Annotated in this window: 22 protein-coding genes; 5 read left to right on the plus strand and 17 right to left on the minus strand. The window is 62.5% G+C overall.

What is annotated here, in order from left to right; genetic code table 11:
• Positions 1-7 precede the first annotated feature (7 nt).
• From IT775_RS10435 to IT775_RS10445, 3 genes are all read right to left on the minus strand, one after another.
• Complete coding sequence (locus IT775_RS10435; protein WP_246525491.1) at positions 8-1,288, minus strand: TRAP transporter large permease; 1,281 nt, start codon at positions 1,286-1,288, stop codon at positions 8-10.
• The gene (locus IT775_RS10440; RefSeq protein ID WP_212701055.1) at positions 1,288-1,791 is read right to left on the minus strand and encodes a TRAP transporter small permease; all 504 of its coding nucleotides are present in this window, start codon (positions 1,789-1,791) and stop codon (positions 1,288-1,290) included. Before IT775_RS10440 ends, IT775_RS10435 begins: the two co-directional genes overlap by 1 nt.
• Before the next feature lie 104 nt (positions 1,792-1,895).
• A complete protein-coding gene (locus IT775_RS10445) occupies positions 1,896-2,882 on the minus strand; it encodes a TRAP transporter substrate-binding protein (RefSeq protein WP_212701056.1) in 987 nt (328 codons plus the stop codon).
• Between the two features lie 196 nt (positions 2,883-3,078).
• Between IT775_RS10445 and IT775_RS10450 the strand changes: the two genes are divergently transcribed.
• A complete protein-coding gene (locus IT775_RS10450) occupies positions 3,079-3,960 on the plus strand; it encodes a helix-turn-helix domain-containing protein (protein WP_212701057.1) in 882 nt (293 codons plus the stop codon).
• Between the two features lie 114 nt (positions 3,961-4,074).
• Here the strand turns inward: IT775_RS10450 and hisN are convergent, their stop codons facing one another.
• The gene (hisN, locus tag IT775_RS10455) at positions 4,075-4,869 is read right to left on the minus strand and encodes a histidinol-phosphatase (RefSeq protein ID WP_212701058.1); all 795 of its coding nucleotides are present in this window, start codon (positions 4,867-4,869) and stop codon (positions 4,075-4,077) included.
• 221 nt (positions 4,870-5,090) lie between these two features.
• Here hisN and IT775_RS10460 point away from each other — a divergent pair, with 221 nt between their 5' ends.
• The 4 genes from IT775_RS10460 to IT775_RS10475 all read left to right on the plus strand — a co-directional run bounded on the left by IT775_RS10460 (position 5,091) and on the right by IT775_RS10475 (position 9,687).
• On the plus strand, positions 5,091-6,098 hold the full coding sequence (locus IT775_RS10460) for an ABC transporter substrate-binding protein (protein WP_212701059.1): 1,008 nt from the start codon (positions 5,091-5,093) through the stop codon (positions 6,096-6,098).
• 110 nt (positions 6,099-6,208) lie between these two features.
• Positions 6,209-7,237 (plus strand): ABC transporter ATP-binding protein, encoded by a 1,029-nt coding sequence (locus IT775_RS10465; protein WP_212701060.1) that lies wholly within the window; start codon positions 6,209-6,211, stop codon positions 7,235-7,237.
• Positions 7,234-8,925 carry an ABC transporter permease subunit gene (locus IT775_RS10470; RefSeq protein WP_212701061.1) on the plus strand — a complete coding sequence of 564 codons (1,692 nt, stop codon included), beginning with the start codon at positions 7,234-7,236 and terminating at the stop codon, positions 8,923-8,925. The genes IT775_RS10465 and IT775_RS10470 overlap by 4 nt, the downstream gene beginning before the upstream one ends.
• A 3-nt stretch (positions 8,926-8,928) precedes the next feature.
• Positions 8,929-9,687, plus strand: coding sequence for a DeoR/GlpR family DNA-binding transcription regulator (locus IT775_RS10475; protein WP_212701062.1), 759 nt, complete (start codon positions 8,929-8,931; stop codon positions 9,685-9,687).
• An 80-nt stretch (positions 9,688-9,767) separates the two neighbouring features.
• On the opposite strand, the gene IT775_RS10480 is transcribed toward IT775_RS10475, so the two are convergent.
• From IT775_RS10480 to IT775_RS10540, 13 genes are all read right to left on the minus strand, one after another.
• Positions 9,768-10,763, minus strand: coding sequence for a fatty acid desaturase (locus IT775_RS10480; RefSeq protein WP_212701063.1), 996 nt, complete (start codon positions 10,761-10,763; stop codon positions 9,768-9,770).
• A gap of 85 nt (positions 10,764-10,848) precedes the next feature.
• Positions 10,849-11,085 (minus strand): hypothetical protein, encoded by a 237-nt coding sequence (locus IT775_RS10485; RefSeq protein ID WP_212701064.1) that lies wholly within the window; start codon positions 11,083-11,085, stop codon positions 10,849-10,851.
• A 63-nt stretch (positions 11,086-11,148) separates the two neighbouring features.
• Positions 11,149-11,394: a DUF982 domain-containing protein gene (locus IT775_RS10490; RefSeq protein ID WP_246525492.1), complete on the minus strand. Its 246-nt coding sequence runs from the start codon at positions 11,392-11,394 to the stop codon at positions 11,149-11,151.
• 145 nt (positions 11,395-11,539) lie between these two features.
• Positions 11,540-11,746 carry a cold-shock protein gene (locus IT775_RS10495; RefSeq protein WP_212701187.1) on the minus strand — a complete coding sequence of 69 codons (207 nt, stop codon included), beginning with the start codon at positions 11,744-11,746 and terminating at the stop codon, positions 11,540-11,542.
• A gap of 310 nt (positions 11,747-12,056) precedes the next feature.
• The gene (locus IT775_RS10500; protein WP_246525501.1) at positions 12,057-13,205 is read right to left on the minus strand and encodes an MFS transporter; all 1,149 of its coding nucleotides are present in this window, start codon (positions 13,203-13,205) and stop codon (positions 12,057-12,059) included.
• A 197-nt stretch (positions 13,206-13,402) separates the two neighbouring features.
• A complete protein-coding gene (locus tag IT775_RS10505; RefSeq protein WP_343231131.1) occupies positions 13,403-14,224 on the minus strand; it encodes an ABC transporter ATP-binding protein in 822 nt (273 codons plus the stop codon).
• The gene (locus IT775_RS10510; protein WP_212701067.1) at positions 14,221-15,114 is read right to left on the minus strand and encodes an ABC transporter ATP-binding protein; all 894 of its coding nucleotides are present in this window, start codon (positions 15,112-15,114) and stop codon (positions 14,221-14,223) included. The genes IT775_RS10505 and IT775_RS10510 overlap by 4 nt, the downstream gene beginning before the upstream one ends.
• Positions 15,111-15,977, minus strand: coding sequence for an ABC transporter permease (locus tag IT775_RS10515; RefSeq protein WP_212701068.1), 867 nt, complete (start codon positions 15,975-15,977; stop codon positions 15,111-15,113). Before IT775_RS10515 ends, IT775_RS10510 begins: the two co-directional genes overlap by 4 nt.
• Positions 15,970-16,977 carry an ABC transporter permease gene (locus IT775_RS10520; RefSeq protein ID WP_212701069.1) on the minus strand — a complete coding sequence of 336 codons (1,008 nt, stop codon included), beginning with the start codon at positions 16,975-16,977 and terminating at the stop codon, positions 15,970-15,972. Before IT775_RS10520 ends, IT775_RS10515 begins: the two co-directional genes overlap by 8 nt.
• A 69-nt stretch (positions 16,978-17,046) precedes the next feature.
• Positions 17,047-18,585: an ABC transporter substrate-binding protein gene (locus IT775_RS10525; protein ID WP_212701070.1), complete on the minus strand. Its 1,539-nt coding sequence runs from the start codon at positions 18,583-18,585 to the stop codon at positions 17,047-17,049.
• A 134-nt stretch (positions 18,586-18,719) separates the two neighbouring features.
• The gene (locus tag IT775_RS10530) at positions 18,720-20,267 is read right to left on the minus strand and encodes a phytoene desaturase family protein (protein WP_212701071.1); all 1,548 of its coding nucleotides are present in this window, start codon (positions 20,265-20,267) and stop codon (positions 18,720-18,722) included.
• Positions 20,268-20,270: 3 nt separating this feature from the next.
• Complete coding sequence (locus IT775_RS10535) at positions 20,271-21,818, minus strand: indolepyruvate oxidoreductase subunit beta family protein (protein WP_212701072.1); 1,548 nt, start codon at positions 21,816-21,818, stop codon at positions 20,271-20,273.
• An 11-nt stretch (positions 21,819-21,829) separates the two neighbouring features.
• Positions 21,830-23,974 (minus strand): thiamine pyrophosphate-dependent enzyme, encoded by a 2,145-nt coding sequence (locus IT775_RS10540; RefSeq protein ID WP_212701073.1) that lies wholly within the window; start codon positions 23,972-23,974, stop codon positions 21,830-21,832.
• Positions 23,975-23,990 lie beyond the last annotated feature (16 nt).

Genomic DNA, 23,990 nt, shown 5'->3' on the forward strand with positions numbered 1-23,990 from the left:
CCCTTTCTTAACCGAAGATCATTTTCGGGATGAAAAGCGAGATTTCAGGCACATAGGTCACGATCAGCAGGACGATGATGTTGACTGCAACGAACGGCCAGACCCCCTTGATGATGTCGAGGGCAGGTTTTCCGAGCGTCGACGACGCCACGAAGATGTCGAGCCCGAAGGGCGGTGTGATCATGCCGAGGCTGATGTTCAGCGTTACGATCATGCCGAAGTGGACCGGATCGACGCCCAACGCCACGGCAACCGGGTAGAGCGGCGGCACCAGGATCAGAAGGGCGGAGTTCGGGTCGATGAGCATCCCGGCGATCAGGAAGCAGACGTTGACCACCAGCAGGAAGGTGATCGGGCCCGCGTTGATGGCCGTCAGGAAATCGGTGATCTGGGCGGGCACCTGCGCGAGTGTCACGAAGAAGGAAATCAATCCGCCCATCGCCAGAAGCACGAAGATGACCGAGGTCGAGATCGCACTTTGTTCGGTGATGCGGAACAGGTCCTTGAAGCCGAAGTTCCGGTAGACAACCATTTCCACGAAGATGGCGTAGATGACGCTCACCGCGGCGGCTTCGGTCGGCGTGATGTATCCCGAGTAGATGCCGCCCAGAATGATCCCCGGCATGCCCAGGGCCCAGCCGGCGTCCTTGACCGCCTTCAGCCGATCTTTCCAGGACGAACGCGCGCCCGGTTCGATGCCATTACGACGGGCTTCGAGCATCACCATCAGCGCGAAGGCCAAGCCGAGGAAAAGGCCAACGGCCAGCCCGCCCGCGAACAGCCGTGCGATCGAGGTGCCGGTCATCCAGCCGTAGATGATGAAGGTGATCGACGGCGGGATCAGCAACGCGGTTTCGGCGCTCGCTACCAGCAGGCCGAGGCTGAATTTCTGGCTAAAGCCGGTCTTGCGCATCTCCGGATAGACCATCTTGCCCATCGCCGCGACCGTGGCCGGCGCCGAACCGGACACCGAACCGAAGGCCATCGACCCGCCGATCACGGTATGGCCCATGCCGCCCCGCGTGTGACCGATGAGCGACCGCACCAGACCGGTCAGGTTGCGAGCAATCTGCCCCCCGCCCATCAGGTGCGCCGCAAAAATGAAGAAAGGGATGGCAAGCAGCGTCGAATGGTCGATGCCGCCAAAGATCTTCTGCACGACCGCCGGATCAGGCAGGCGGCCATAGAAGGCTTCCTTGATTGCGATTGCCGGGATCCCCAGCACCAGGAACATCTCGAACCCGAGCACCAGAAGCGCGACGGCAAGAAGAAGGATCAGGATCAGCATCAGTACGCCTCCGCGTCTTCGGCTTCGGGCTTTCCAAACCGGTCGATGACACCAAAGAAGCTCAGCGCGAAGCGCAGTCCCAGCAGGCAGAACCCGATCACCGGGGCGAGATAGACATACCCCATCGGCACATCCAGGGTCGGGCTCCGCTGCCCGGTTCTGAGGACGAATTCGAACAGCGTATAGCCCAGCCAGACGAGGTACATGGAAAAGGCAAATCCGGCAGCGTCGATCAGTTTCAGCAACGGGATGCGCAGACCCTCCGGAAGGCGGTCACGCAGCGTATCGATCCCCATGTGACGGCCGCGTTCGAGCGCAAGGCCGAGTCCCAAAAAGACCAGCAGGGTATTGAGCAACCGAACCGCTTCCTCGATCCAGGCGAACTGGCTTGCAAAGGATCCGCCGATTTCGCGAGCGACCACGTTGAAGAAAAAGAGCGCGGCCATGGTCAGGAAAATGACGACAAGGCTGGCCCGCTCGGCGATTCTGAGTATCTGAAGCATGGAAACACGTCCTCCCTTCGGCACAATCGCCGCTGCGGCTAGCGCCAACCCGGCGCGGGACGCTTCATCTGCCCCGCGCCGGTGGTTATCTTAGTTCAGGCGGCTCAATTGGCGGCTTGCGCCTCGTAGACTTCGATCAGCGCCGCACCTTCGTCGCCAGCCTGGTCGATATAGGCTGCCCGCGCAGGTTCATACATCTTGGTGCGCAGTTCCTGGCGTTCTGCTTCCGAGGCCACCCGCACGTTGATATCGCCACCCGAGATCTCCTCCAGCGCGCTGGCCACGGCCGCGGATTTGTGTGCCGTCAGTTCTGGCACCACTTCCGAGAAGGCATCGGTGATGATGGTGCGGTATTCTTCCGGCAGGCTTTCCCAGAACATCGGGTTAAACAGCACTACGTCTTCCATCGCCCCATGCTCGGAGACGACCAGGTAATCCTGCACCTCGTGGAACTTCATGCGCAGGATCGTGTCGAGCGGGTTTTCCTGACCGTCCACAACGCCGGTTTGCAGCGAGGTGTAAAGCTCGCCGAACGGCAGCGCGATGGCGGATGCACCCAGCGCGTTAAACTGCTCGATCAGGATCTTGCTGTCCATTACCCGGAACTTCTGGCCGGCAAATGCCGAGATGTCGTCCAGTGCCTGATTCGAGGTGAAGTTCTTGCGCCCGTTGGGCCACAGAGCCACACCAACAACCCCGCGGCTGGAAAAGGACTCCAACAGCGCCTTGCCGAAGTCGCCGTCGCGCAGGGCTTGCGCCTTGGCTTCGTCGGTTGGCAGCAGATAGGGGATATCCAGGACCGAAACGGCCGGATTGAAGCCGCCCAGGAAGGCGGCGGGCGAAACGGTCGCTTCCAGCGCGCCAAGCTGCACACCTTCGGTCATTTGCCGCTGGTTGCCAAGCTGGCCCTGCGGAAAGATCTGGAACTCAACTGCACCACCGGTTCGCTCCGAGACCAGAGCGGCAACTTTTTCCAGGTGGATGTGGCGGCTCTGCTGGGTCGATTCCAAGTGACCGATCCGGGCAATATAGTCCTGCGCCATTGCCGGTACTGCAGTCAGGGCAAACACCCCGGCGGACAGCGCGATCATGCCCCGCTTCAGAAGAGATTTCTTGGTTTCAGACATGGCTTTCTCCCATTATTGATGCCGGGATATTCTGGCGACCGGGTATCACAGTCAAGATAATTCTCACTTTTGAGACGATTATTCAAATTATACAATATTTGCGATTCCATCCATGCCCTGATATTGTGCTTTGCAATCAATTGGTGAGGATTCTGCAGGCATGTCCACGCAATACGACGCGATACTCCAGGTCGGAGAGCGGCTTCGCTCCTATCGGCTGGGCAAGGGGCTGACCCCGGAACAGGTCGCCAAGGAGACGGGAATCTCGCGGGCGGCGATCTATCGGTACGAATCCGGGCAGCCGATCAGGGTCGATGCGCTCGGCAAGATCGCTGACCTTCTTGACGTCTCCCTTACATCGCTGTTTGGCGTCGGGTCCGAATATATCACCTCCGCCCTGACGTTCTTTGAGCGCATGAAACAGATCGAGGACACGGCGGAACAGATCAGCGTTCTGTTCGGCCCGGTGTCCTATCTGCTGACCACCCAGCAATTTGACGCCATTCTCGGCCAGGTGCTGAACGAAAGCGTTCCCGAAGGCGCCACCGACCGCGAAAACCTGGAAACCGAGGTCCGGAAAATCGTCGAAACGCTGCGCGAACGCAAAGCCACTTTTCAGAAGCGCCGCCCAAATATCGTCAGCCTGGTCTCCAGTGCAGAACTGGAACAGTTCGCCCTGTCCGGCTTTGTCGGAAAACAGGGCATCACCGGCCCCGAGCTTGACGAGCGGAAGGCAATCGCCAGAGGGGAAATCGAGAACATCATAAGACTGCTGGAGGAGCAGCCGATTGGCGTGCAGATCGGCGTCGTCGAAGATTCCACCCCCGGGTCGAGTTTCCAGATCTTTCGGAACGGCAACAAGGCCCAGGTCGCGGTAAGCCCCTTCCGCTTGGGTTCCTTTCCCAATATCCGCATCGGGGTTGCGACGATCACCTCTGCACAGGAATCCATTCAGCTTCACCAGCAAGTGACCGAACAGCTTTGGAAGAACAGCCTTAAAGGCGTGGAAGCCGTAAACCGGCTGAAGAAAATTCTGCAATAATCGCAAATCGGGTGCGGCCCCGTTGCCGCCACCAAAGCCGGTTCCGCATTTTTCCAGGCAGGCGTAACAGGCGACAATGCCGGGCCCCTTGATCCGACGCGTGTTCGCCGTCTCTCACCCCTGTTTGAGGATCGCGAGAATCTCGGCATGCAGTGCCGCCGTCGCCGCGGCAACGACACGCCCGTCGGACCCGAGACCGAGCGGGCGCCCCTGCCAGTCGGTGATCACACCGCCGGCACCTTCGACCACGGGAACAAGCGCCAGAAAATCATATGGCTGAAGGTTCATTTCGATCACCGCATCCACATGGCCGGAGGCGAGCAATCCGTAGCTGTAGCAATCCCCGCCGAAGCGGCGCAGAGCGGCCCCGGCCGTCACTTTTTCGAAAGCCGCCAATCCCTGCGCGTCGAAGCTGTCGGGTGAGGTTGTGTAGACACTGGCATCGGACAGGCGGCGGCAGCCGCTGCTCCGGCAGGCCTTGTCCCCGAACTGGGTCGCTTCGCCCGCACGCCCCACCCAGCATTCCGCGGTGGGCGGGATCGAAATGATCCCGACCGTCGGCACTCCCTCTTCCAAATACGCGATAAGCGTGCCGAATGTCGGCATGCCCGTAACGAAGCTCTTGGTGCCGTCGATCGGGTCGAGAACCCAGACATGGGCGCTGTCGAGATTGGCGTTTCCGTGTTCTTCGCCAAAGATGCCGTGGCTGGGAAAGGCCTCGGCGATCCGCTGTCGCATCGCCGCCTCGACCGCCCTGTCCGCCTGGGTTACCGGCGACAGGTCAGCCTTCCTCTCCACATCAAGCGGGGTACGGAAATAGGCCAGCGATATCGGCGCCGCCAAATCGGCAAGCCCACATGCGAACGCGGTCAACGTCTCGGTATCCGGCGTATCCTTCACTCTCTGCATAGATTTTCCTCGATTGAATGACTGGGCGCCCGGGCTCGCACGCGGTTTCAAAATATCAGTAGACAAAACGCAAAAAAATGCAAGACTACACAAATATCCTCATCCGGGCAAAATTGCAGCCATGACGGGGGAGGCAATAAATCGGGTAAAAAACAAACCCACACTGCCTCGGCGCCGTGCGTCACGGCCCGCCGGGACACCTGCCAACAAGGAGATGAAGAATGAAAACCTGGATTCCCAAGCTCGCGACATCCCTTCTTGCGCTCGGCGCGGCAACGGCGGCCACAGCCGGTGAAATCACCGTTTACACGGCGCTGGAAGAGGAAGAAATCGCCGGTTACATCGCCGCTGCCAAGACCACGATGCCGGATCTCGAAATCAACGTCCTGCGCCTGTCGACGGGCAAGCTGGGCGCCCGCATCCTGGCCGAGGCCGACAACCCGCAGGCCGACGTGATCTGGGGCTGGGCCGTCACCGCGATGATGGATCCGCGCATTCTCGACATGATGGAACCCTACAAGGCCAAGGGCGCCGAGGTTCTGGGCGACGCCTTCCGCGACCCCGACGACCGCTGGTTCGCGCCGATCGGGTACATGGGCGCCTTCTGCGTCAACACCGCGCGGCTGCAACAGAAGGGCCTGCCGATGCCCAAAAGCTGGAAGGACCTGGAAGACCCCGCCTTCGAGGGCGAGGTGCTGATGCCGGATCCGAATTCCTCGGGCACCGGCTATCTGCACGTGAACGCCGTGCTGCAGAGCATGGGCGAAGATGCCGGTTGGGCCCAGCTGGAAGCGGTCGATCCCAACATGGCGCAATACACGTCGTCGGGGTCGAAGCCCTGCAAATCGGCGCGTGTCGGCGAATACACGGTGGGCATCTCGCTGGCCTTCACCGCCATGCAATCGATCGAGGAAGGGTATCCGCTGGCCATGGTATTCCCCGAAGGCGGCGTCGGATATGAATTGGAAGCCTCGGGCCTGATGGCCAGCAGCGACAACAAGGACGACGCGAAGAAGTTCCTCGACTGGACGATGTCGGATGAGGCGATCGCGCTTTATGGTCAGTACAAGGCGCTGATTACGGTGCCGGGCGTGAAAGCCTCGGCCGTTTCAGAAAAGGCCGGCCTGCCGGCGGATATCGGCACCGTTCTGGCGAAGGTCGATTTCGCGAAGTCGGCCAAGAACCAGACCGCCGTCAAGAAAACCTGGAAAGAAAAGCTGGGCCGCTGATTGACGGCCCGGTGCGGCGATGGTCCCCTCGGCACCATTGCCGCCTCCTTTGCGGCGGCTTTCGGGTCGCCGCGCCCTTTGACACCTGCGCCCAACCGAGACACCGCCACATGTACCTGACCGTCCGCAACGCCACCAAGACATACGGGACCTTCACCGCGCTGGACGATGTGTCCATTTCGATCGAACAGGGCGAATTCGTCTGCCTTCTGGGGCCGTCGGGCTGCGGCAAGACCACGCTGCTGCGCCTGATCGCGGGACTGACCGATCTCGACGCGGGCGAAATTTGCCTGGAAAACGAAACCCTGTCTGCCCTGCCCGCCCGCAAGCGCGGCTTTGGCATCGTGTTCCAGTCCTATTCGCTGTTTCCGAACATGACGGTGGCCGAAAATATCGGCTACGGGCTGAAAATCCGCCACGTCCCGGCCGACAAGATCGCGGCCCGTGTGCGGGAACTGTTGGAGCTTATCAAGCTGCCGTATCTGGCCGACAATCTTCCGGGGCAACTTTCGGGAGGACAGCAGCAACGCATCGCACTTGCCCGTGCCATCGCCGTCGACCCGCGTGTCCTGCTGCTGGACGAACCGCTTTCGGCGCTTGATGCGAAGGTGCGCGCCGACCTGCGCAGCGAAATCCGCCAGCTGCAACGCGCGCTTGGCATTCCCACGCTTATGGTCACCCATGACCAGGAAGAGGCGCTGGCATTGGCGGACAAGATCATCTGCATGAACCACGGCACCGTGGTGCAGGCGGGCAGCCCGGAAGAGCTTTACCACAGGCCCGCGACGCGCTTCGTGGCCGATTTCATGGGCATCAGCAACCTGATCGGAACGGCGGTCATCCGGGACGTGCAACCCGACCTCCTGAGCAACCGCCCCGACGGCACGGACGACGCCTATGTCGCCTGTATCCGGCCCGAACAGATCGCATTGACACCGGACAACAACGGTCCGGCAACCGTGCGGTCGATCGGCTTTCTCGGCAATCTGCGGCGGATCGATCTGGATAGCCCGTTCGGCCCTCTTGTCGTCGAAACCCACGGCAGCATCGACTGCCGCGAGGGACAATCAGTGCAGCTGACGATCACGCCCGAAGCCTGCACCTGGGTCGCCAATGATGATGCGGGGGGCGCGGCATGACCGGCGCGGCCCAAACCGCGCGCGTCGCTTCACGCAGTCCCCGGATCGACGGCGACAGGTTGCTGACGCTTGTCTGCGTTGGCCTGCCCCTGATCGGGCTGCTGTTGTTCTTCCTCTACCCGATGGCGATCGTGTTCCTGCGGTCGCTGACCACGGCGGACGGTTCCTACGGTCTGGGCAATTATGCCGAGGTTCTGGGATCCTCCGGTTTCTGGCGCGCCACCCGGCATTCGCTGATCATGGGCGGCGCCACCACGGTTCTCAGCGTGGTGCTGGGCTTCGTCATCGCGCACGGGCTCTACCGCTGCGCCTTTCGCGGCAAACGGGTGATCCGCGCCGTGATCGTGCTGCCGCTGCTGGCGCCATCGCTGGTTCAGGCGCTCGGGCTGATTTTCCTGCTGGGACGCAACGGGCTGATGAACCGCTTCTTCGGCCTGGAAATCGAAATCTACGGCTTCTGGGGATTGCTGTTCGCCAACACGCTTTACGCCCTGCCGCAGGCGGTGATGATCATCGGCGCCGCGCTGGTGCTGCTGGACGCCCGCACCTACGAGGCGGCCGAGGTCATTGGCGCAACGCCCGCGCGGCAGTTCCGCGACTTGACCCTGCCCGCGGCGCGGTTCGGCATCCTGAACGCCGCCTTCGTCACCTTCACCATCACCATCACCGATTTCGGTAACGCCGCGGTGATCGGCGGCGACTATTCGGTTCTCGCCACCGAAATCTATTCGCAGGTCATCGGCCAGCGCAATTTCAACATGGGCGCGGTGGTCGGCATCATGCTGCTGCTGCCGACCGTGTTGTCCTATTACATCGAACGGCAGGCGATGAAGCGCCAGCAGGGCCAGCAGGCCACCAACGCCCAGCCCTTCGTGCCGCTATTCGCGGCGCTGCGCGACCTGCCGATGGCCGGACTTTGCCTTGCCATCTGCGCGGCGATCGGCGCCGTCATCGGCATCGTCGTCTATGCCAGCTTCGTGCGGCTGTGGCCCTACAATTTGTCGCTGACCCCGCGCCATTACGACATCACGCTGGCGGGGGGCTATTCGTCGCTCTGGATCACCATCCTGATTTCGCTGATGGCGGCGGCGGGCGGCACCTTGGCGGTCTTCCTGCTGGGCATCGGGTTGCGCCGCCTGCCGAGGGCGCTGATGCAGCCGATCCAGCTGCTGGCGGCGATGCCCGCCGCGGTGCCGGGCATGGTGCTGGGCCTGGCCTATATCCTGACCTTCAATTCCACCGCGACGCCGCTTTACCTGCTCTATGGCACGGCGGCTCTGATCGCGATCGTCAATTTCTACCACTACCACACCCAGGCCTTCCTGACCGTGATGACCGGGTTCCGGCAATTGCCGCCCGCGCTCGAGGAAGCGGCGGGCAGTCTTGGCGCGGGCATGGGGCGGATCGCGGTCAACATCATCGCGCCTTTCGTCGCGCCGATGCTGGTGTCGGTGTTCTTCTTCCTGTTCATGCGTTCGATGGTGACGCTGTCGGCGGTGGTGTTCCTGACCACGCCGCATCTCAGCGTCGCCGCGGTCACCATCATGCGGCTGGACGATGCCGGGCTGACTTCGCAGGCGGCGGCCTTTTCCACTTGCGTCATGGGCGTCGTGTGCATAGCCCTGCTTGGCATGAAAGCGCTGCTCGCCTATCTCGGACGGCGCAGCGCAAGGGAAAAGGCAGACTGACGCATGTGGTCGAAGGAACGGCATCAACGCATCCTGGCCATGCTGGAAACCAACCGGCAGGTCAGCGCCAACGACCTTGCCGAAATGCTGGGCGTTTCGCGGGAAACGGTGCGTCGCGACCTGGTCGACCTGGAACGTGACGGCCGCGTGAGCCGGGTACATGGCGGCGCCGTCCTGCCCCAGCCGCGTGGCGAGGAACCGTTCCAGCAACGGATGGGGGAACAGATCCGGGCAAAGCGCGACATTGCCCGCAAGGCGGCGTCGTTGATCCGACCGGGCCATTCGATTCTGGTCGACGCGGGCACCACCACGTCGATCTTCGCACAGGAACTGGTGAAGCTCTCGGGCTTCATGGTCATCACCAATTCGATCGACATCGCGACGACGATCCAAGGCGCCGGGGCCGATATCGACCTGCTGCTGCTTGGCGGTCGCGTCGCCTCGGACGTACCGGCCACGCTGGGCGAACTGACGCTTGCCGAAATCCGCCGGTTCAACGTCGACATGGCCTTCATCGCACCGGTTGCCCTGCAGGCCGGCAAAGGCGCCTTTTCCTTCGATCTGCACGAGGCGGAGATCGCCACCGCGATGGCCGAACAGGCGCGCGAAACCGTGATCCTCGTCGATCACACCAAGCTGGGCGAAACCAGCCGGGTGCTGTCCTGCGCAGCGTCACGCATCGACATCCTCGTTTCGGACAAGAACGCGTCCCCCGGCGCCCTGCAGCCATTTCGCGACGCCGGGGTGAGAGTCATCGCCTGATCTGTCGCAACGGCGGCATCGGACCGTTACCGCACCGCTGTCGAGCGCGTCAGGCTTTTCGATCCGGCGCTCGCCAGGCTTTACGCGGCGACCGACCGAGCGTCGGCAAACGACAACAGCTTGCGGCTGTTCTCGTCCCAAAGGTGAAGCCGCACGCAGCGGAAGCTTTCCCACAGGGTAAGGCGTTGGGACTGCGCGAGCAGGTCATGATCCCGGACCACTTCGCTCAGGCGATAGAACGGAATGCGGCTGGCCAGATGATGCACATGGTGGACACCGATATTGGCGGTGATCCAGCGCAGGATACCGGGCAGATCGTAATAGGAACTGCCGTTGAGGGCGGCCTCTTGCACGTTCCACTGGTCATCGTGGTCCCAGACGGTGTCTTCGAACTGATGCTGGACGTAGAAGAACCAAACCCCGGCGATTGCGGCCAGAAGCGTCGTCGGCAGGAACACGAACAGCAGCACGTCCAGCCCCCCCAGCCAGCCGATCACACCAAGCGCCGCGCCGATCACGGCATTTGTCGCCAGCGCGCTTAGCCAATATCGCCGCCCCGATCGCATCTGGCCGACGGGCAGCCGGTTTTGCAGGAAAAACAGGTAGAACGGGACGATGCCGAACAGGAAGAACGGGTTCCGGATCAAACGATACAAGGCCCGCCCGGCCCATGTCTTTTCCCGGTATTCGCGCACCGTCAGCGTCGGCAGATCGCCGGTGCCGCGCTGGTCGAGATTGCCGGTGGTGGCATGGTGAATCGAATGGTTCTTGCGCCAGACGTCATAGGGGGTCAGCGTCAGAACGCCCAGAAACCGCCCGACCCAGTCGCTCAGCCGGCGGTTCTTGAAGAACGCACCGTGACCGCAATCGTGCTGGATCATGAACAAGCGAAGAAGGAAGGCCGCGTTCGCCATCGCCAGCGTCAATGCCAACCACGGGCTGAACGACAGCGCCCACCAGGCCAAGGCCCAGATCGCCACGAAAGGCACCAGCGTCACGGTCAGTTCGAAAATACTACGTGTAAGGATCGGTTCGCGGTATTTGACGAGGATCCGGGTCCATTCTTGGGGCTGCAACGGGGTCTCTTTCGTTTGAAGTGTCTCAGGCGCCCTTCGTTCTCGGGGCGTCTTTCGATTTCGAATTGCGCCGCGTTTCGGCTTTTCAGTCAGCCTTGGCGCGGGGTTTCTTGCGCGTCCCTGTGACCGCAGTCTCGGGGGCGTCGACAGGTGTGCTGGCCTCTCTCTCGAGCCGCGCCTTGCGCAGGCGTGCCGTCTTGGTTTCGCGCTGCTCAGCTTCGTCGTCGAGAATTTCCCGAACGGCGCGCGAGGTCTTGTCCATCGTCGTTTCGGCACGGGGCTTGCCGGCCTTGAACAATGTGTCTTTCGTGAGTTTCGCCATCTTTCAGTCTCCTTGACAGGATGTGTACCGGGACGGGCCGCTCAGCTACAAAGCCACCTTGGGCTAGCAAATGGCGGCGGTATCGGCGCCGGTGTGATCCGGCATGAAACCGGCGGTCCTGGCCGCCGAAATGAAAGCTTTGCGGGCGGTGCCGACCGGCACCAGGCAATGCATAGCGGCATCGATCTGATCGAGCGCGAAGTCCCGTTTACGGTCGGAGACCGGCCATTTCTTGCGCAGCCAGTAACAGGCCTGTTCAATCGTGCTGATTTTTTGCGTGTTGCCGTTGGGTGAAACGACAACTGTCATGGGATGACCCCAGTTAATTTCTATCAAGTTTCTCATATCCTTGAATTTCGTGATGGCCGTCTCTGAAGTTCAGGGGCCATATCTAATGAAAAGACGGAAACAGCCCGAAGGCCGTTCCCGCCTCGTATTTTTTTCCTACGCAGCTTTATGCCAATGCGAGGTTGATCGCGGATTCACGGCCGTCGCGGCCACCTTCGATGTCGAAGGTGACAGCCTGGCCATCGTCCAGCTGTTGAATCCCGGCGCGTTCGAGGGCCGAGATGTGAACGAAGATATCCTTCGATCCCTGCTCGGGGGCGATGAAGCCGAAACCTTTTTGGGGGTTGAACCATTTCACGGTGCCATTGGCCATCGTGGTGTCTCCTAGATGAATTGCCATCCACATAACGCGATGGCCCGGCTCAGTGTCGTCATAAAATCAACTGAGGCCGTTAGGAAACAGAAGGTCGTAGGAAGAAGCTTTGCAGGGTTTAGATAGTTACCCTTCGACATCATTACAAGCCGGGAAGCCCGGAAGGCGGGAAAACGGCGTTGCCCCGTCATACCTGGGCGCCTGCCGCAAAGCCGGCACCTCGCCCCCTCGCCCGCCTGCGCGCCGCACCCGGTGCAGGCAATGATCGGCATTCGCATGGCAAGGCCAGGCGTCCAGGGGCACGCGAAGATCAGGGCCGGCGGGCTTTCGCCGCGCCACGCAGCCGGCGCCGGAGAGGCAGCAGGCCGATCGCGGCGGTCGCGGCAAAGACGGCCCCGGCCACGAAGGTCCATTGCGCGCCATACACCTCCCAAAGCCCGCCGGCGATGACGCTGGCAACCAGAAGCGTTCCCCCCGTCACGAGGTTGAACATGCCGAATGCGGTCCCCCGCAGTTCCTCCGGCACCGTCTCGGCGACAAGGGCCGATAGCAGACCCTGGGCAAAGCCCATGTGAAGCCCCCAGATCAGCACCCCCGACGCGATCCCAGCAAGCCCGTTCGAGAGGGCAAGGAACAGGTCAGCGACGATCAAGAGCCCCAGCCCGGCCAGCAGCAATCCAACCCGTCCGATCCCGTCCGACAGCACCCCCACCGGCCAGGCAGACATCGCGTAGACGACATTCATACCCACGAGCACCAGCGGCACATACATGACCGGCACCCCCGTCCCCTGCACTCTGAGGATCAGAAATGCCTCGCTGAACCGGGCGAGCGTGAAAAGCATGGCCACGGCGACAACCCACCAATAGACGCCCCCAAGCAGCCGCAGTTCGGCGCGGGACAGTGGATTGCGAACCTTCCGCAGGCCGGGTTTGCGTTCGGGTTCCTTCACCACGAACAGGATCAGGGCGAGCGAGATGAACGCCGGAATGACGGCGAACCAGAAAACACGGCGAAAATCGTTCGCGAATAGATACATCAACCCGACCGCCGCGAGCGGACCGAGGAAAGCCCCGACCGTATCGAGTGACTGGCGCAGACCGAAGGCGGCACCGCGCATCCCCACCGGGGTGATGTCGGCGACAAGTGCGTCTCTTGGCGCGCCCCGGATGCCTTTGCCGACCCGGTCGACAAAGCGCGCCGCGACCACCCAGCCAAGAGACGGGGCAAGCGGAAAAACCGGTTTGGTCAGCGCCGCCAGCCCATAGCCAAGAGCCGCCAACTCCTTGCGGCGGCCGATCCGGTCCGACAACGCGCCGGAAAAAACCTTGGTGATCGCGGCGGTCGCCTCGGCAATACCCTCGATCACGCCGACGGTCAGCGCCGTGGCGCCAAGCCCGACGGTCAGGTAGACCGGCAAAAGCGCGTGGATCATCTCGGACGAGATATCCATGAACATCGACACGAACCCAAGCGCCCATATGCCTGAAGGCAAACGGCGCCAGTGAGGCGTCTTTTCGGGGGCAGAACTTGGCATCGGGCCACGCCGCAGGAAAATTGGATCCAGGTCAGAAGAGGCCAGAAACCGTCAAAAAACAACCTCGATGCCGGCCGGAGGCGCCAACCACACGGATTGGCAACCGCCCGCCCGTGGCCTCAGTCGAACCAGTTGTCGTCGAGTTCCGGCAACGGGATCGCACCGAGCAATGCCTTGGTGATGTCCGATTTCGGCGCATCGAAGACCTCTGCGACCGGCCCCTGATCCACGATTTCGCCGTGGTTCAGGACGATCACCTCGTCGCACAGATGCCGGATCACCGACAGGTCGTGGCTGATGAAGGCGACAGTCAGCCCCATGTCGCGGGCCAGATCCTTGAGCAGGGCCAGAACCTGCGCCTGGCTCGACACGTCCAGCCCCGACACGATCTCGTCGGCAAGGATGAAACGCGGCTCCAGCGCGATGGCGCGGGCGATCCCGACCCTCTGACGCTGACCGCCCGACAGTTCGTGCGGGTAGCGGTCGGCGAAGGCGGCGGGCAGGCCGACCTTGGTCAGGGCTGCGATGGCATCTGATTTGCTGCCGCCGCGGCCATAGCGCTTCATCGGCTGCGCGATGATCCGCCAGACCTTGTGACGCGGATTGAGCGATGACATCGGGTCCTGGAAAATCATCTGCAGGTCGCGGCGCAGCGGGCGCAGCGCGCCTTCGTCCAGATGCGCGATATCGGTCCCGTCGAACAGAACCTCGCCCGAATCCGGCTCCAGCAGCCGCACCAGAACCCGGCCCAGCGTCGATTTCCCCGACCCGCTTTCACCGACGATGCCGGTGATCTTGCCGTCGGGAATGTCGATGCTGAAGCCCTTGAGCACCTCGATGCGGGGCGCCGCCCCGATCAGCGATTTATGCGCGCGGTCGGGAAAGGACAGGCGCAGGTTGCGCACGGAAATCAGCGGCGCGGTGGTGTTCGTCGAGGTCACCTTCTGGCCCCCTTGTAAAGCGCGTCATCCTGCGCGATCTGCTGATGCAGATCGGAAATCAGCGACGCGGGCACTGGCGAGAACGGGCGTTCCAGGTCGGCATAGCTCGGCGTCGCCGCGATCAGCGCGCGGGTGTAGGGATGTTGCGGATCGGTGAAGACCGCCTTTGTCGTAGCGTCCTCCATCACCTTGCCGGCGAACAGCACCGTCACCTTCTGGCTGATCTTGGCGACCACGCCCATGTCATGGGTCACGAACAGAACCGCCGTCCCGGTTTCCTGCTGCAATTCGCGGATGAGGCGCAGGATCTGTTTCTGCACCGTCACGTCGAGCGCCGTCGTCGGTTCGTCCGCCACGATCAGCCGCGGCGACGGGGCGAAGGCGGCGGCGATCAGGATGCGCTGACGCATGCCGCCCGACAATTCATGCGGATAGCTGTTCATCACCCGTTCCGGCGCGCGGATATGCACCCGGTCCAGCAGGTCGAGCGCCCGCGCCCTGGCCTTGTCCGCGCTCCAGCCGTGGATGCGGATCAGCGGGTCGACGATCTGCGGTCCGATCTTGCGCACCGGATTGAGAGCGGTCAGCGGGTCCTGCGGGATCAGCGCCGCGGTCTTGGCAACGGTGGTGCGCCGGGTCGACGGCGACATCGCGTTGAGATGCTGCCCTTCGAGGATGATTTCGCCCTCGGTGACCCGCAGGCTGGGCGGCAGGATGCCCAGAACCGATTTGCCGATCATCGACTTGCCTGCGCCGGATTCCCCCACCAGAGCCCGCACTTCGCCGGGTTCGAGCGACAGCGACACGTCGCGCAGAATCCGCACGCCATTGGGCAGGGCGATGTTCAGGTTGATCACGTCGAGCGTGGTTTTGTGAGTGGCTACGGTCATTGGAGCACCGGGTCGAAACGTTGTTTGAGACCCTCGCCAAGCGTCGAAAAGCTCAGCACGGTCAGGAAAAGCGCGATCAGCGGGAACAACAGCACCCACCATGCGAAGTGAATGGCGTTGCGGCCCTCGGCGATCATCGATCCCCAGGTCGGGTCGTCCGACGAAATCGACAGGTTCACGAAGCTCAGGATTGCCTCGACGATCACCGCGATACCCATTTCAAGCATCAACAGCGCGATGATCGACGGCAGCACGTTGGGAAGGATTTCGCTGGCCAGCGTCGCGATCCGGCGCGCGCCGCCGATGCGGGAACTGTCGACGTAATCCATCCGCGACTGCACCATCGTTTCGGCCCGGATCACGCGGGCGAAACGGGTCCAGTCGATCAGCGCGATCGCCGCGATAACCGAGGTCAGTCCGGTGCCCATGACGGCCACCAGAAGCACCGCGAACAGAACCGGCGGGAAGGCCATCCAGATATCGACGAGGCGGGAAATGACGCGATCCCACCAACCGCCGAAATACCCCGCGACAAGGCCCAGGACCGATCCGAACAGGCAGGTCGCCGTCGCCGCGATCAGGCTGACGAACAGCGCGATCCGCGCGCCATGGATCATCCGCGACAGCACGTCCCGGCCCAGGCTGTCGGTGCCGAGCAAGTAGCCCGGCTCGGTCCCGTCGATGAAAAACGGCGGCAACCGTTCAAGCATGAGATCCTGCGTCAGCGGATCATGCGGTGCGACCAGCGGCGCCAGGATCGCGGCCAGCGCGACAAAACCCAGCCACAAAAGCGGCAGCCAAAGGCGCAGGTTTGGCTTGCCCGAACGGCGCGCGCGCGGGGTGGAAATGGTGGTATCAGCCATGTCGGAGCCTCGGATTCAGAAGCGTGTAGGACAGATCGACGATCAGGTTGATCACGATGAAAAGGGCGGCGAACAGCAGCACGATCCCCTGGATCAGCGGCAGGTCGCGGTTGATCACGGCGTCGATCGCCATGTTGCCCAGACCTTCATAGGCAAACAGCCTCTCGACGATCACAGTGCCGCCGATCAGGAAGGTGAACTGCACCCCCACCAGCGTCAGCGTCGGCAGCGCGGCATTGCGCAGCGCTTCGCGCAGGATCACGGCGGTTTCGCCGAAACCGCGCACCCGCGCCAGCGTGGTGTAATCCTGAACCAGCACTTCCTTGAGGTTCTGCTTGAGCAACTGCGCGATCATCGCCGCCAGCGGCAGCGCCAGCGACATCGCCGGCATCAGCATATGGCCGAGCGTCGAACCGACCACGTCGAAACGCCCGCGCACAAGCCCTTCGAACAGGTAGAAGTTGGTGGTGAAATCGATCGCGATGCGCGGATCGACGCGGCCCGAAATCGACAGAACCGGCCACAGCACGCCGAAGATCAGAACGAAGACGAGCCCCCAGAGGAAATCGGGAATGGACAGAACGGCGCCGCTGACAAGGTCGACCCCGATCTCGGTGCCCGTTCCGCGCTTGCGCGCGCCGATCACGGCGGTGAGCCCGCCAAGTGCAACGGCGATCAGAAGCGCCATGAGCGACAGTTCCAGCGTCGCCGGCAGCCGCCCGAGCACCAGTTGGTCAACCGGTTGGCGCAGCGTGATGGAAGTGCCGAAATCGCCCTGCACCACGCCGCCAAGCCAGATGATAAACTGTTGCGGCAGGCTTTTGTCGAAGCCGTAAAGCGCCTTGAGGTTTTCGATATCCGCCTCGGTCGCGCCCGGCGGCAGCATCATGGCAATCGGGTTGCCCGGGGCGACGCGCACAAGCGTAAAGACCACGACGGCGACACCAAACAAGGTGACCGCCGTCGTGAGCAGACGGATCAGAACGGTTTTGAGGAGCATGAAAGCCTCCGGTCGTCAAAAAGGCGCGGGCCAAGAGGGATAAGGCCCGCGCAAGTAAGCCTGCGGGGATCAGGCTTTGCCAACGGCCTGCGGCAGCAGGTCGCCCGAGGTGTAGGGCGTGACAGTGACATCGGATGCGAAGACCACCGGCATCACGTATTGCAGCAGCGGGATCACATAGCCCTCTTCCGCGATGTATTTGGACACGGCCTTGTAGCCGGCGATCCGCTTTTCTTCGTCGGGTTCGCCAAACAGCGGTCCGATCTTCACGGCCAGGTCGGGGGTATCCCACACCGCATGCGGCGACGGGCCGAACATGGAGAAACCGGTGGAGGTCGACGGGTCGCCGATCGAGTTGCCCCAATTGTAGAAGGCCGCCGGCGCCAGAGTATCCGCGGCGCGCAGTTCGTAATGCTTGGCGATCTCATAAACCTCGATCTCCGCCTCGATCCCGACCTTGCGCCACATGCCGACGACCGCCTGGATCATTTCATAATCCTTCGGCTTGAAGCCGCGGGTTGTCTGGACGGTGAACTTCACCGGATTGTCGGTTGAATAGCCCGACGCAGCGAGCAGTTCTTTCGCCTTCTCGGGGTCGTAATCGACCTTGATGCTTTCGTCATAGGCGGCATAGCCTGGCACTTCGAGCGTCGAGAGCGGCACACCGTAGCCGCGCAGCAGGCGGTCGATGATGAGCTGCTTGTTGATCGCGTGATGCGCGGCAAGACGCACGTTCTTGTCCAGCATCACGTCGATATCGTTGAGGAAGATCATGCCGATATCGGTGATCGGCACCGCTTCGCCGGACAACCCGTCCTTTGCGATCAGGCGATCGTATTCCTCGTAGGGGATGTTGGTGGTGATGTCGGAATTGCCGGATTCGACCTCGGCCACGCGCGAAGCGGCGTCGGTGACGAACTTGAGCGTCACGGTTTCGAACGCCGGCGCATCGCCCCAGTAGTCGGGGAAGGCCTTCAGCCGCACATAGGCGCCCTGCTCAAACGCATCGACCATGTAGGGGCCGGTGCCGATCGGGGCTTTTTCGAAGCCTTCCGCGCCGACTTTTTCGTAGTAGTTTTTCGGCAGCACGAAGGCGGTCAGGAAGGCCATCCACTTGAACAGCGCCGGTTCGAAGGTCAGCAGGTCGGCGGTGATAACATTGCCGTCGATCACGTAGTTGCCGATCTTGCCCCAGACGAACTGCATCGGGTTGCCGGTTTCCGGATTCGCCGCGCGCTCCAGCGACCACACGATGTCTTCCGGCGTGAAGTCGTCGCCGTTGTGCCATTTGACGCCTTCGCGGACGGTCATGGTGATCTTAGTCTTATCTTCGCTGAATCCCCAGTCGGTCAGAAGACCGGGACCGAAGGACAGGTCGGGGCCCTGCCCGACATAGCGGTCGAAAACGGCAAGATAGATCGACTGCAGCGCCGGGTTGACGGCCGCCGGACCGGTGGTCGGATCCCAGCTCTGGACGGGCAGGTTATAGGCGATGGTCAGGCCGTCCTTCCCCTGCGCCATAAGCCCCGAGCCGGAGGCCAGGAGCGCGCTCAGCGCGACTGAGGCTCCCATGAACCCGCGACGGGTAAGCTGTACGTTCGAAGTCATGTCTTGTCTCTCCTGTTGGCGTTTGACGGTCCGTTGTTCGGACTCGATAGAATTGACGTTTTTATTTTAGATATAATATTTCATATTTAAAGCAAAAAGATACACGGTAAACCCGCTTTCTGCATTGCGAATGCTTATTTAATATCCTGCGCCGCGAAAAAGCCCGAAGCCGCGCCGGTCCCCGCGCCGGGCCAGCAGGCAGCGCCGATCATCTGAAGGCCATCAATCGGCGTGGAGCGGTCCGCGAATCCGCGCACCGGGCGATACAGGAAGTTCTGGTTCAGGTGATGTGAACCGCAGATCTGGTCACCGCCCACGAGATTCGGGTTTTCCGCTTCCAGGTCCAGCGGCGACACGACCGTTTTTGCGGCGATCACATTACGGAAGCCCGGGGCCTGTTCTTCTATCAGGTCCAGTGCCCTCTCGGCCATTGCCGCCTTTGCATGTGCCCAGTTTGTTTCGGATATTTCGCCCTTCGCGTCCCCCTTGATCTCGGCCGGCACCATGCGGACCTGCACCCAGAGCGTATGTTTCCCCGCGGGGGCGCGGGACGGATCGAACAGGGTTGGCTGGCCAACGACAAGAAGCGGGCTGGCAGGCAGATACCCGGCCGCGGCCTGCGCATAGGTCAGCGACGCGGCATCGATGGAGCGGCCGATATGGACATAGGCGAACTTGCCCAAGGCGTCCGCCTTCCACGGCACGGGAGCGTCGAGCGCGAGATGAACCATCATGGTACCGGGCGCATGGCGGAACTTTTCCAGCCCCCGGTCAAAGCGCGGATCGCCTGAATCCCAGCCGATGAGGCGCAGCAGATGCTTCGGCGCAAGCCCGGCCAGAATAGTTGAAGCCTCGACCTTTTCACCGTTCACGACAAGACCGACTGCCCGGCCGTTCCGATGCAGGATTTCGCTGACCTCGGCGTTGCAGGTGACGGTCCCGCCATGCGCCTCGATCATTTTCACAAGCGCGCGGGTCGCGACATCGGCACCCCCCTTGCCGATCACCATGCCCATGGCCTGCCCGCCCATCGCCTCGAGGTAGGGAAAGATCGCACCGCCCGCGATGTCGGGCGCGAAATCTAGATGCATCCCCCAGGTCGAAAGCGCGGTGTGCAGCCTGGGATCTTCGAAGGTTTCTTCCAGCCAGCTGCGCGGCGAGGACATCAGGAAACGCGCGATCTCGAGGCTTTTCGCGGTGCCGAGCGCGCGCCATTTCGACCACAGGAACTTCGCCAGCGGCCAGCGTTTCATCGGCGTGCCGAGCAGACCGCCAACGACGCCGGCCCGTTCGGGGAAGTCTTCCATCAGGGCGCGCCATGTCGCCTTGTCCGCCTCGGACCCGAACGTGGCCAGCGTTTCGTCCAGATCAGTCGAAACACCGAGGTAATCGCCGGGCTCCATAGCCTGCGCGAAGGGATGGGTGATCGGGACGAACTCCATCCCGTGGCGAGCCATTTCTTCCCCGTGCTTCGCCATGAAACCCGATCCGGCGAACATCGACAGATTCATCGCCGCCACGTCGTGACGGAACCCCGGCAGGGTGAGCTCTTCGGTGCGCACCGCGCCGCCCGGGATCGGGCCGCGCTCGAAAACCTGAACCGGTTTGCCGCGCGCGGCCAGGTCCGCCGCGGCGACCAGCCCGTTGATGCCGGCCCCGATGATGACGATTGGCTTGGCCATGGCTTACCCCGCGAAGCTCTTGACGGTGGCCAGCGCACCGTCGAGTTTCTCGCCCTCGACATCGTCGAGCGCGGCGGTACGCAACCGGCGCATCCAGTCGGCGGCATCTTCGCGCCCCTTGAGCATGTCGACAGCCCCCATCACCCGGGCGAATTTCGACAGGCCGCGTGCGTGGGTGTCGGAATAGCCCTTGATCAGGCGGTAATTGGCCAGCAATTCCTCGGCCAGCGCCCGGTCGCTGCCGGCCACCTCAAGCACGGTGGCGAACCACCGATCGACATGGGCCATTTCGCTTTCATGGCGCAGCAGACGGCGGCGCATCGGGCGCAGCGACGACACCATCCAGAGCATCAGGAACCCGCGCAGGCTGTCGGTGCGGATGCGCCGGCCCTTGTCGAACCGCTTGGCATACCAGGCCTCGAAGCCTTTGCGTTTCTGGAACCACTTGCCCAGGCGCTTTGGCAGGGTGGTGGTGAATTCCTCGTAACGCGGGTGGAAATATTCGGTCAGCATCAGGACCTGATCGTCCTTGACCACGACCTCGTCCTTGACCCGTTCGATACGGCTTGCGCGGGTCTTGATATCCGCCACCCGCAGGATGTCGTCATAGCACAGCGCGCGGGCGATATACTTCGCCGCCGTGGTGCTCATGTCAAAGGGCGCCGCGTCCAGCGCGACCACCTTGTCGAGCATGTCGAGATACTGCGCGCCGTATTCGATGTCCTGGTAGTCCACGACCTTCTTCAGGCCAAGCTCGGCCATTTCCTGCACCTCCGAGGGCAGCGCAGCGAGACGCTTTTCCAGCGCGGCCCATTTGCGTTTCAGCTTTGCGGGCACATGCAGGACGGGGATTGATTTAACCGGGGCCTCCGCCTCAGGGGCGGGTTTGGCGCCGGTGGCGATGTCGTAGGCTTCACCGAAGGATCGCAGCGAGGCTTCTACGCCACGGCCCGATTTCCGGATAACCTCCTCGTAGCTTTCGCGCGGGAAAGGCAGCGCACCGGACCCCGCCAAGGCGCCCAGAAGCGACGACGAAATCACCGAACCCGCGTCTTTCGCAACGGTTTCCATGTCGAAGGCGACGACATGATCGGCAGCGATGCCCATCGCCTCGATCACCTCGGCGCCGTTGGCGCGGCCGTCGCCGGGGACGACCTTTTCTGACACGGCGGGAATACGGTGGGTGGAGGCGATCAGCGTCGTGCGCCCCGGCGTCACGAACCCGCGCATGATCGCCCGGCCGCCTTCCATCAGTTCCGACGCCATCAGGATGTCGACATCGCCCACGGCGGGCGACAGGGCGAATACCGGCTGGCGGCCGGTGTCGCGGCACATCTCGATGTAGTAGATCGTTGCGCCGGTCCGCTGCGCCACGCCCGCGACCGAGGTGGACTGCGCATTATAACCGTTCGCTTCGGCGACATCGACGATCCAGTTGGTCAGGACACCACCGCCCTGCCCGCCCACGGCGAGCGCCGCGAGCGTGATGACTTTCTCCCCGTCGGGACCCGGGGAGCGGCGTGCGATAACCGGTTTGGCTTGCATGTTCATGACAATACTCCTCAGGCGAAGGCGACGCGCTTGGCGTCACGGCGCGATTGCAGCCAGGAAATGATCTTCCGTGCGCGAGAGGCGCGACGTTTTTCCTTTGCCGACGGGTTGGTGACGATTTCGGCCTGGTAGAAGGACGGGCACAGGACGGCGGCATCGGCAACCTCGCCGCAGTTGCCGCAGCCGACACAGGTCTGGTCGATGGCGGCGACCGGATCGTCGCGTAACGGATCGCCGGTATCCTTGACCGACAGCGACGGGCAGCCCGACAGGCGCATGCAGGCGTGATCGCCGGTGCAGACATCTTCGTCCACGCCGAAGCGGGGGCGGACGACGCGTTTGCCGTCTTTCGCGGCCTTGGCCGTTTGCGGTTTCACCCGGCGCTGCTTGTTCAGCATGCATTCCGACGACGCGACGATGACCTTGGGGCCTTCTTCCTCGGTGGTCAGCGCTTCTTTAAGCGTGTCGCGCATCTTGGTGACGTCATAGGTGCGGTCGATCTGGCGCACCCACTTGACGCCCATGCCCTTGACCGCGTCGACGATGGAATTCTGCGTCTGCTTGGTCTTGTTGAAGGCGCGCGACGACAGGATGTCCTGACCGCCGGTCGCCGAGGAATAGAAATTGTCGACGATGATGATCACGTTGTCCGACTTGTTGAACACCGCGTTGCCGATCGAGCTGGTCAACCCGTTGTGCCAGAACCCGCCATCGCCCACGAAGGAAATCGAGCGACGGCCCTTCTTGTCCTCGTTATGAAACGCGGCGGCCGAGGCCGGACCAAGACCGTAGCCCATGGTCGTCGCCCCCAAATCGAAGGGCGGCATGATCGAAAACAGGTGACACCCGATATCCGACGAAATGTGGTGCGGCCCCAGTTCTTCCTCGACCAGCTTGGTCGCGGCGAAGATCGGGCGCTCCGGGCAGCCGGTGCAGAACCCCGGCGGGCGGGCCGGCAGGGTTTTCGACAGGTCCGGGATCGCGACGGGTTCTTCGTTGGTGGCGACCTTCTGAACCGGCAGCATCGCCGGCGCATGTTCGGCCAGGAAGGCGCCGATCCCGTCCACCATCACCTGGCCTGTATATTCGCCGCCCATCGGCAGCATGCCCTTGCCTTCGAGCTTGGTGGTCTTGCCCGCCTTGTACAGCATATGGGCGACCTGCTGTTCGATGTAATTGGGCTGACCTTCCTCGACGATCAGGACCGCGTCCTTGCCCTCGCAGAATTCCATGATCTGGCTGTCGACCAGCGGGTAGACGCAGTTCAGCACCAGTATGTCCAGTTCGGTATCGCCGTAAAGGTCGGCGATCCCAAGCCGGTTCAGCGCCCGGATCACGGTGTTGTAGGTGCCGCCCTGCAGGATCACGCCGACCTTGCCCGACGGGTTGCCGAAGCGTTCGTTGATGCCCTTTTCGAGGATGTAATTCTGCGCCGCTGGCAGGCGCTTGGTCAGCTTTTCCTCTTCGTGCAGATAGGTCGCCGGGGGCAGCACGATCCGGTCCAGTTTCCGCTTCGGGTTTTCCAGCGCGTCGGACACGGTCATTTCGGGACGTTTGTTGTCCTTGGCGGTGAAATGGCCGTGGACGTGACAGGACCGGATGCCGACCTGCAGCATCACCGGCGTGTTCGACACCTCGGACAGTTCGAACCCGTCGCCCACCGCCTTGACGATCGAGGGCAGGTTCGGCCGCGGGTCCAGCATCCAGACCTGCGATTTCATCGCGAAGGCATAGGTGCGCTCCTGCATGATCGAGGACCCTTCACCGTAATCTTCGCCGACGATGATCAGCGCGCCGCCCGTCACCCCGCCCGAAGCCAGGTTCGACAGCGCGTCCGATGCCACGTTGGTGCCAACGACGGATTTGTAGGTCACCGCGCCCCGGATCGGATAATGGACCGAGGCCGCCAGCATCGCCGTGGCGGTCGCTTCCGACGCCGAGGCTTCGAAATGCACGCCCAGTTCGCCGAGGATTTCCTGCGCATCGGCCAACACGTCCATCAGGTGCGAAATCGGCGAGCCCTGGTAGCCGCCGACATAGCCGACGCCGTTTTCCAAAAGGGCCTTGGTGATGCCGAGAATGCCCTCACCGGTGAAGGTCTTGCCTTCTCCCTGCTTGAGTTTCTGGACTTCCTTGGCGAAGGATCTTTCGGCCATGGGTGGTCTCCTAGTT

The organism is Thalassovita aquimarina, from assembly GCF_018219815.1.
Taxonomy (GTDB): domain Bacteria; phylum Pseudomonadota; class Alphaproteobacteria; order Rhodobacterales; family Rhodobacteraceae; genus Thalassobius; species Thalassobius aquimarinus.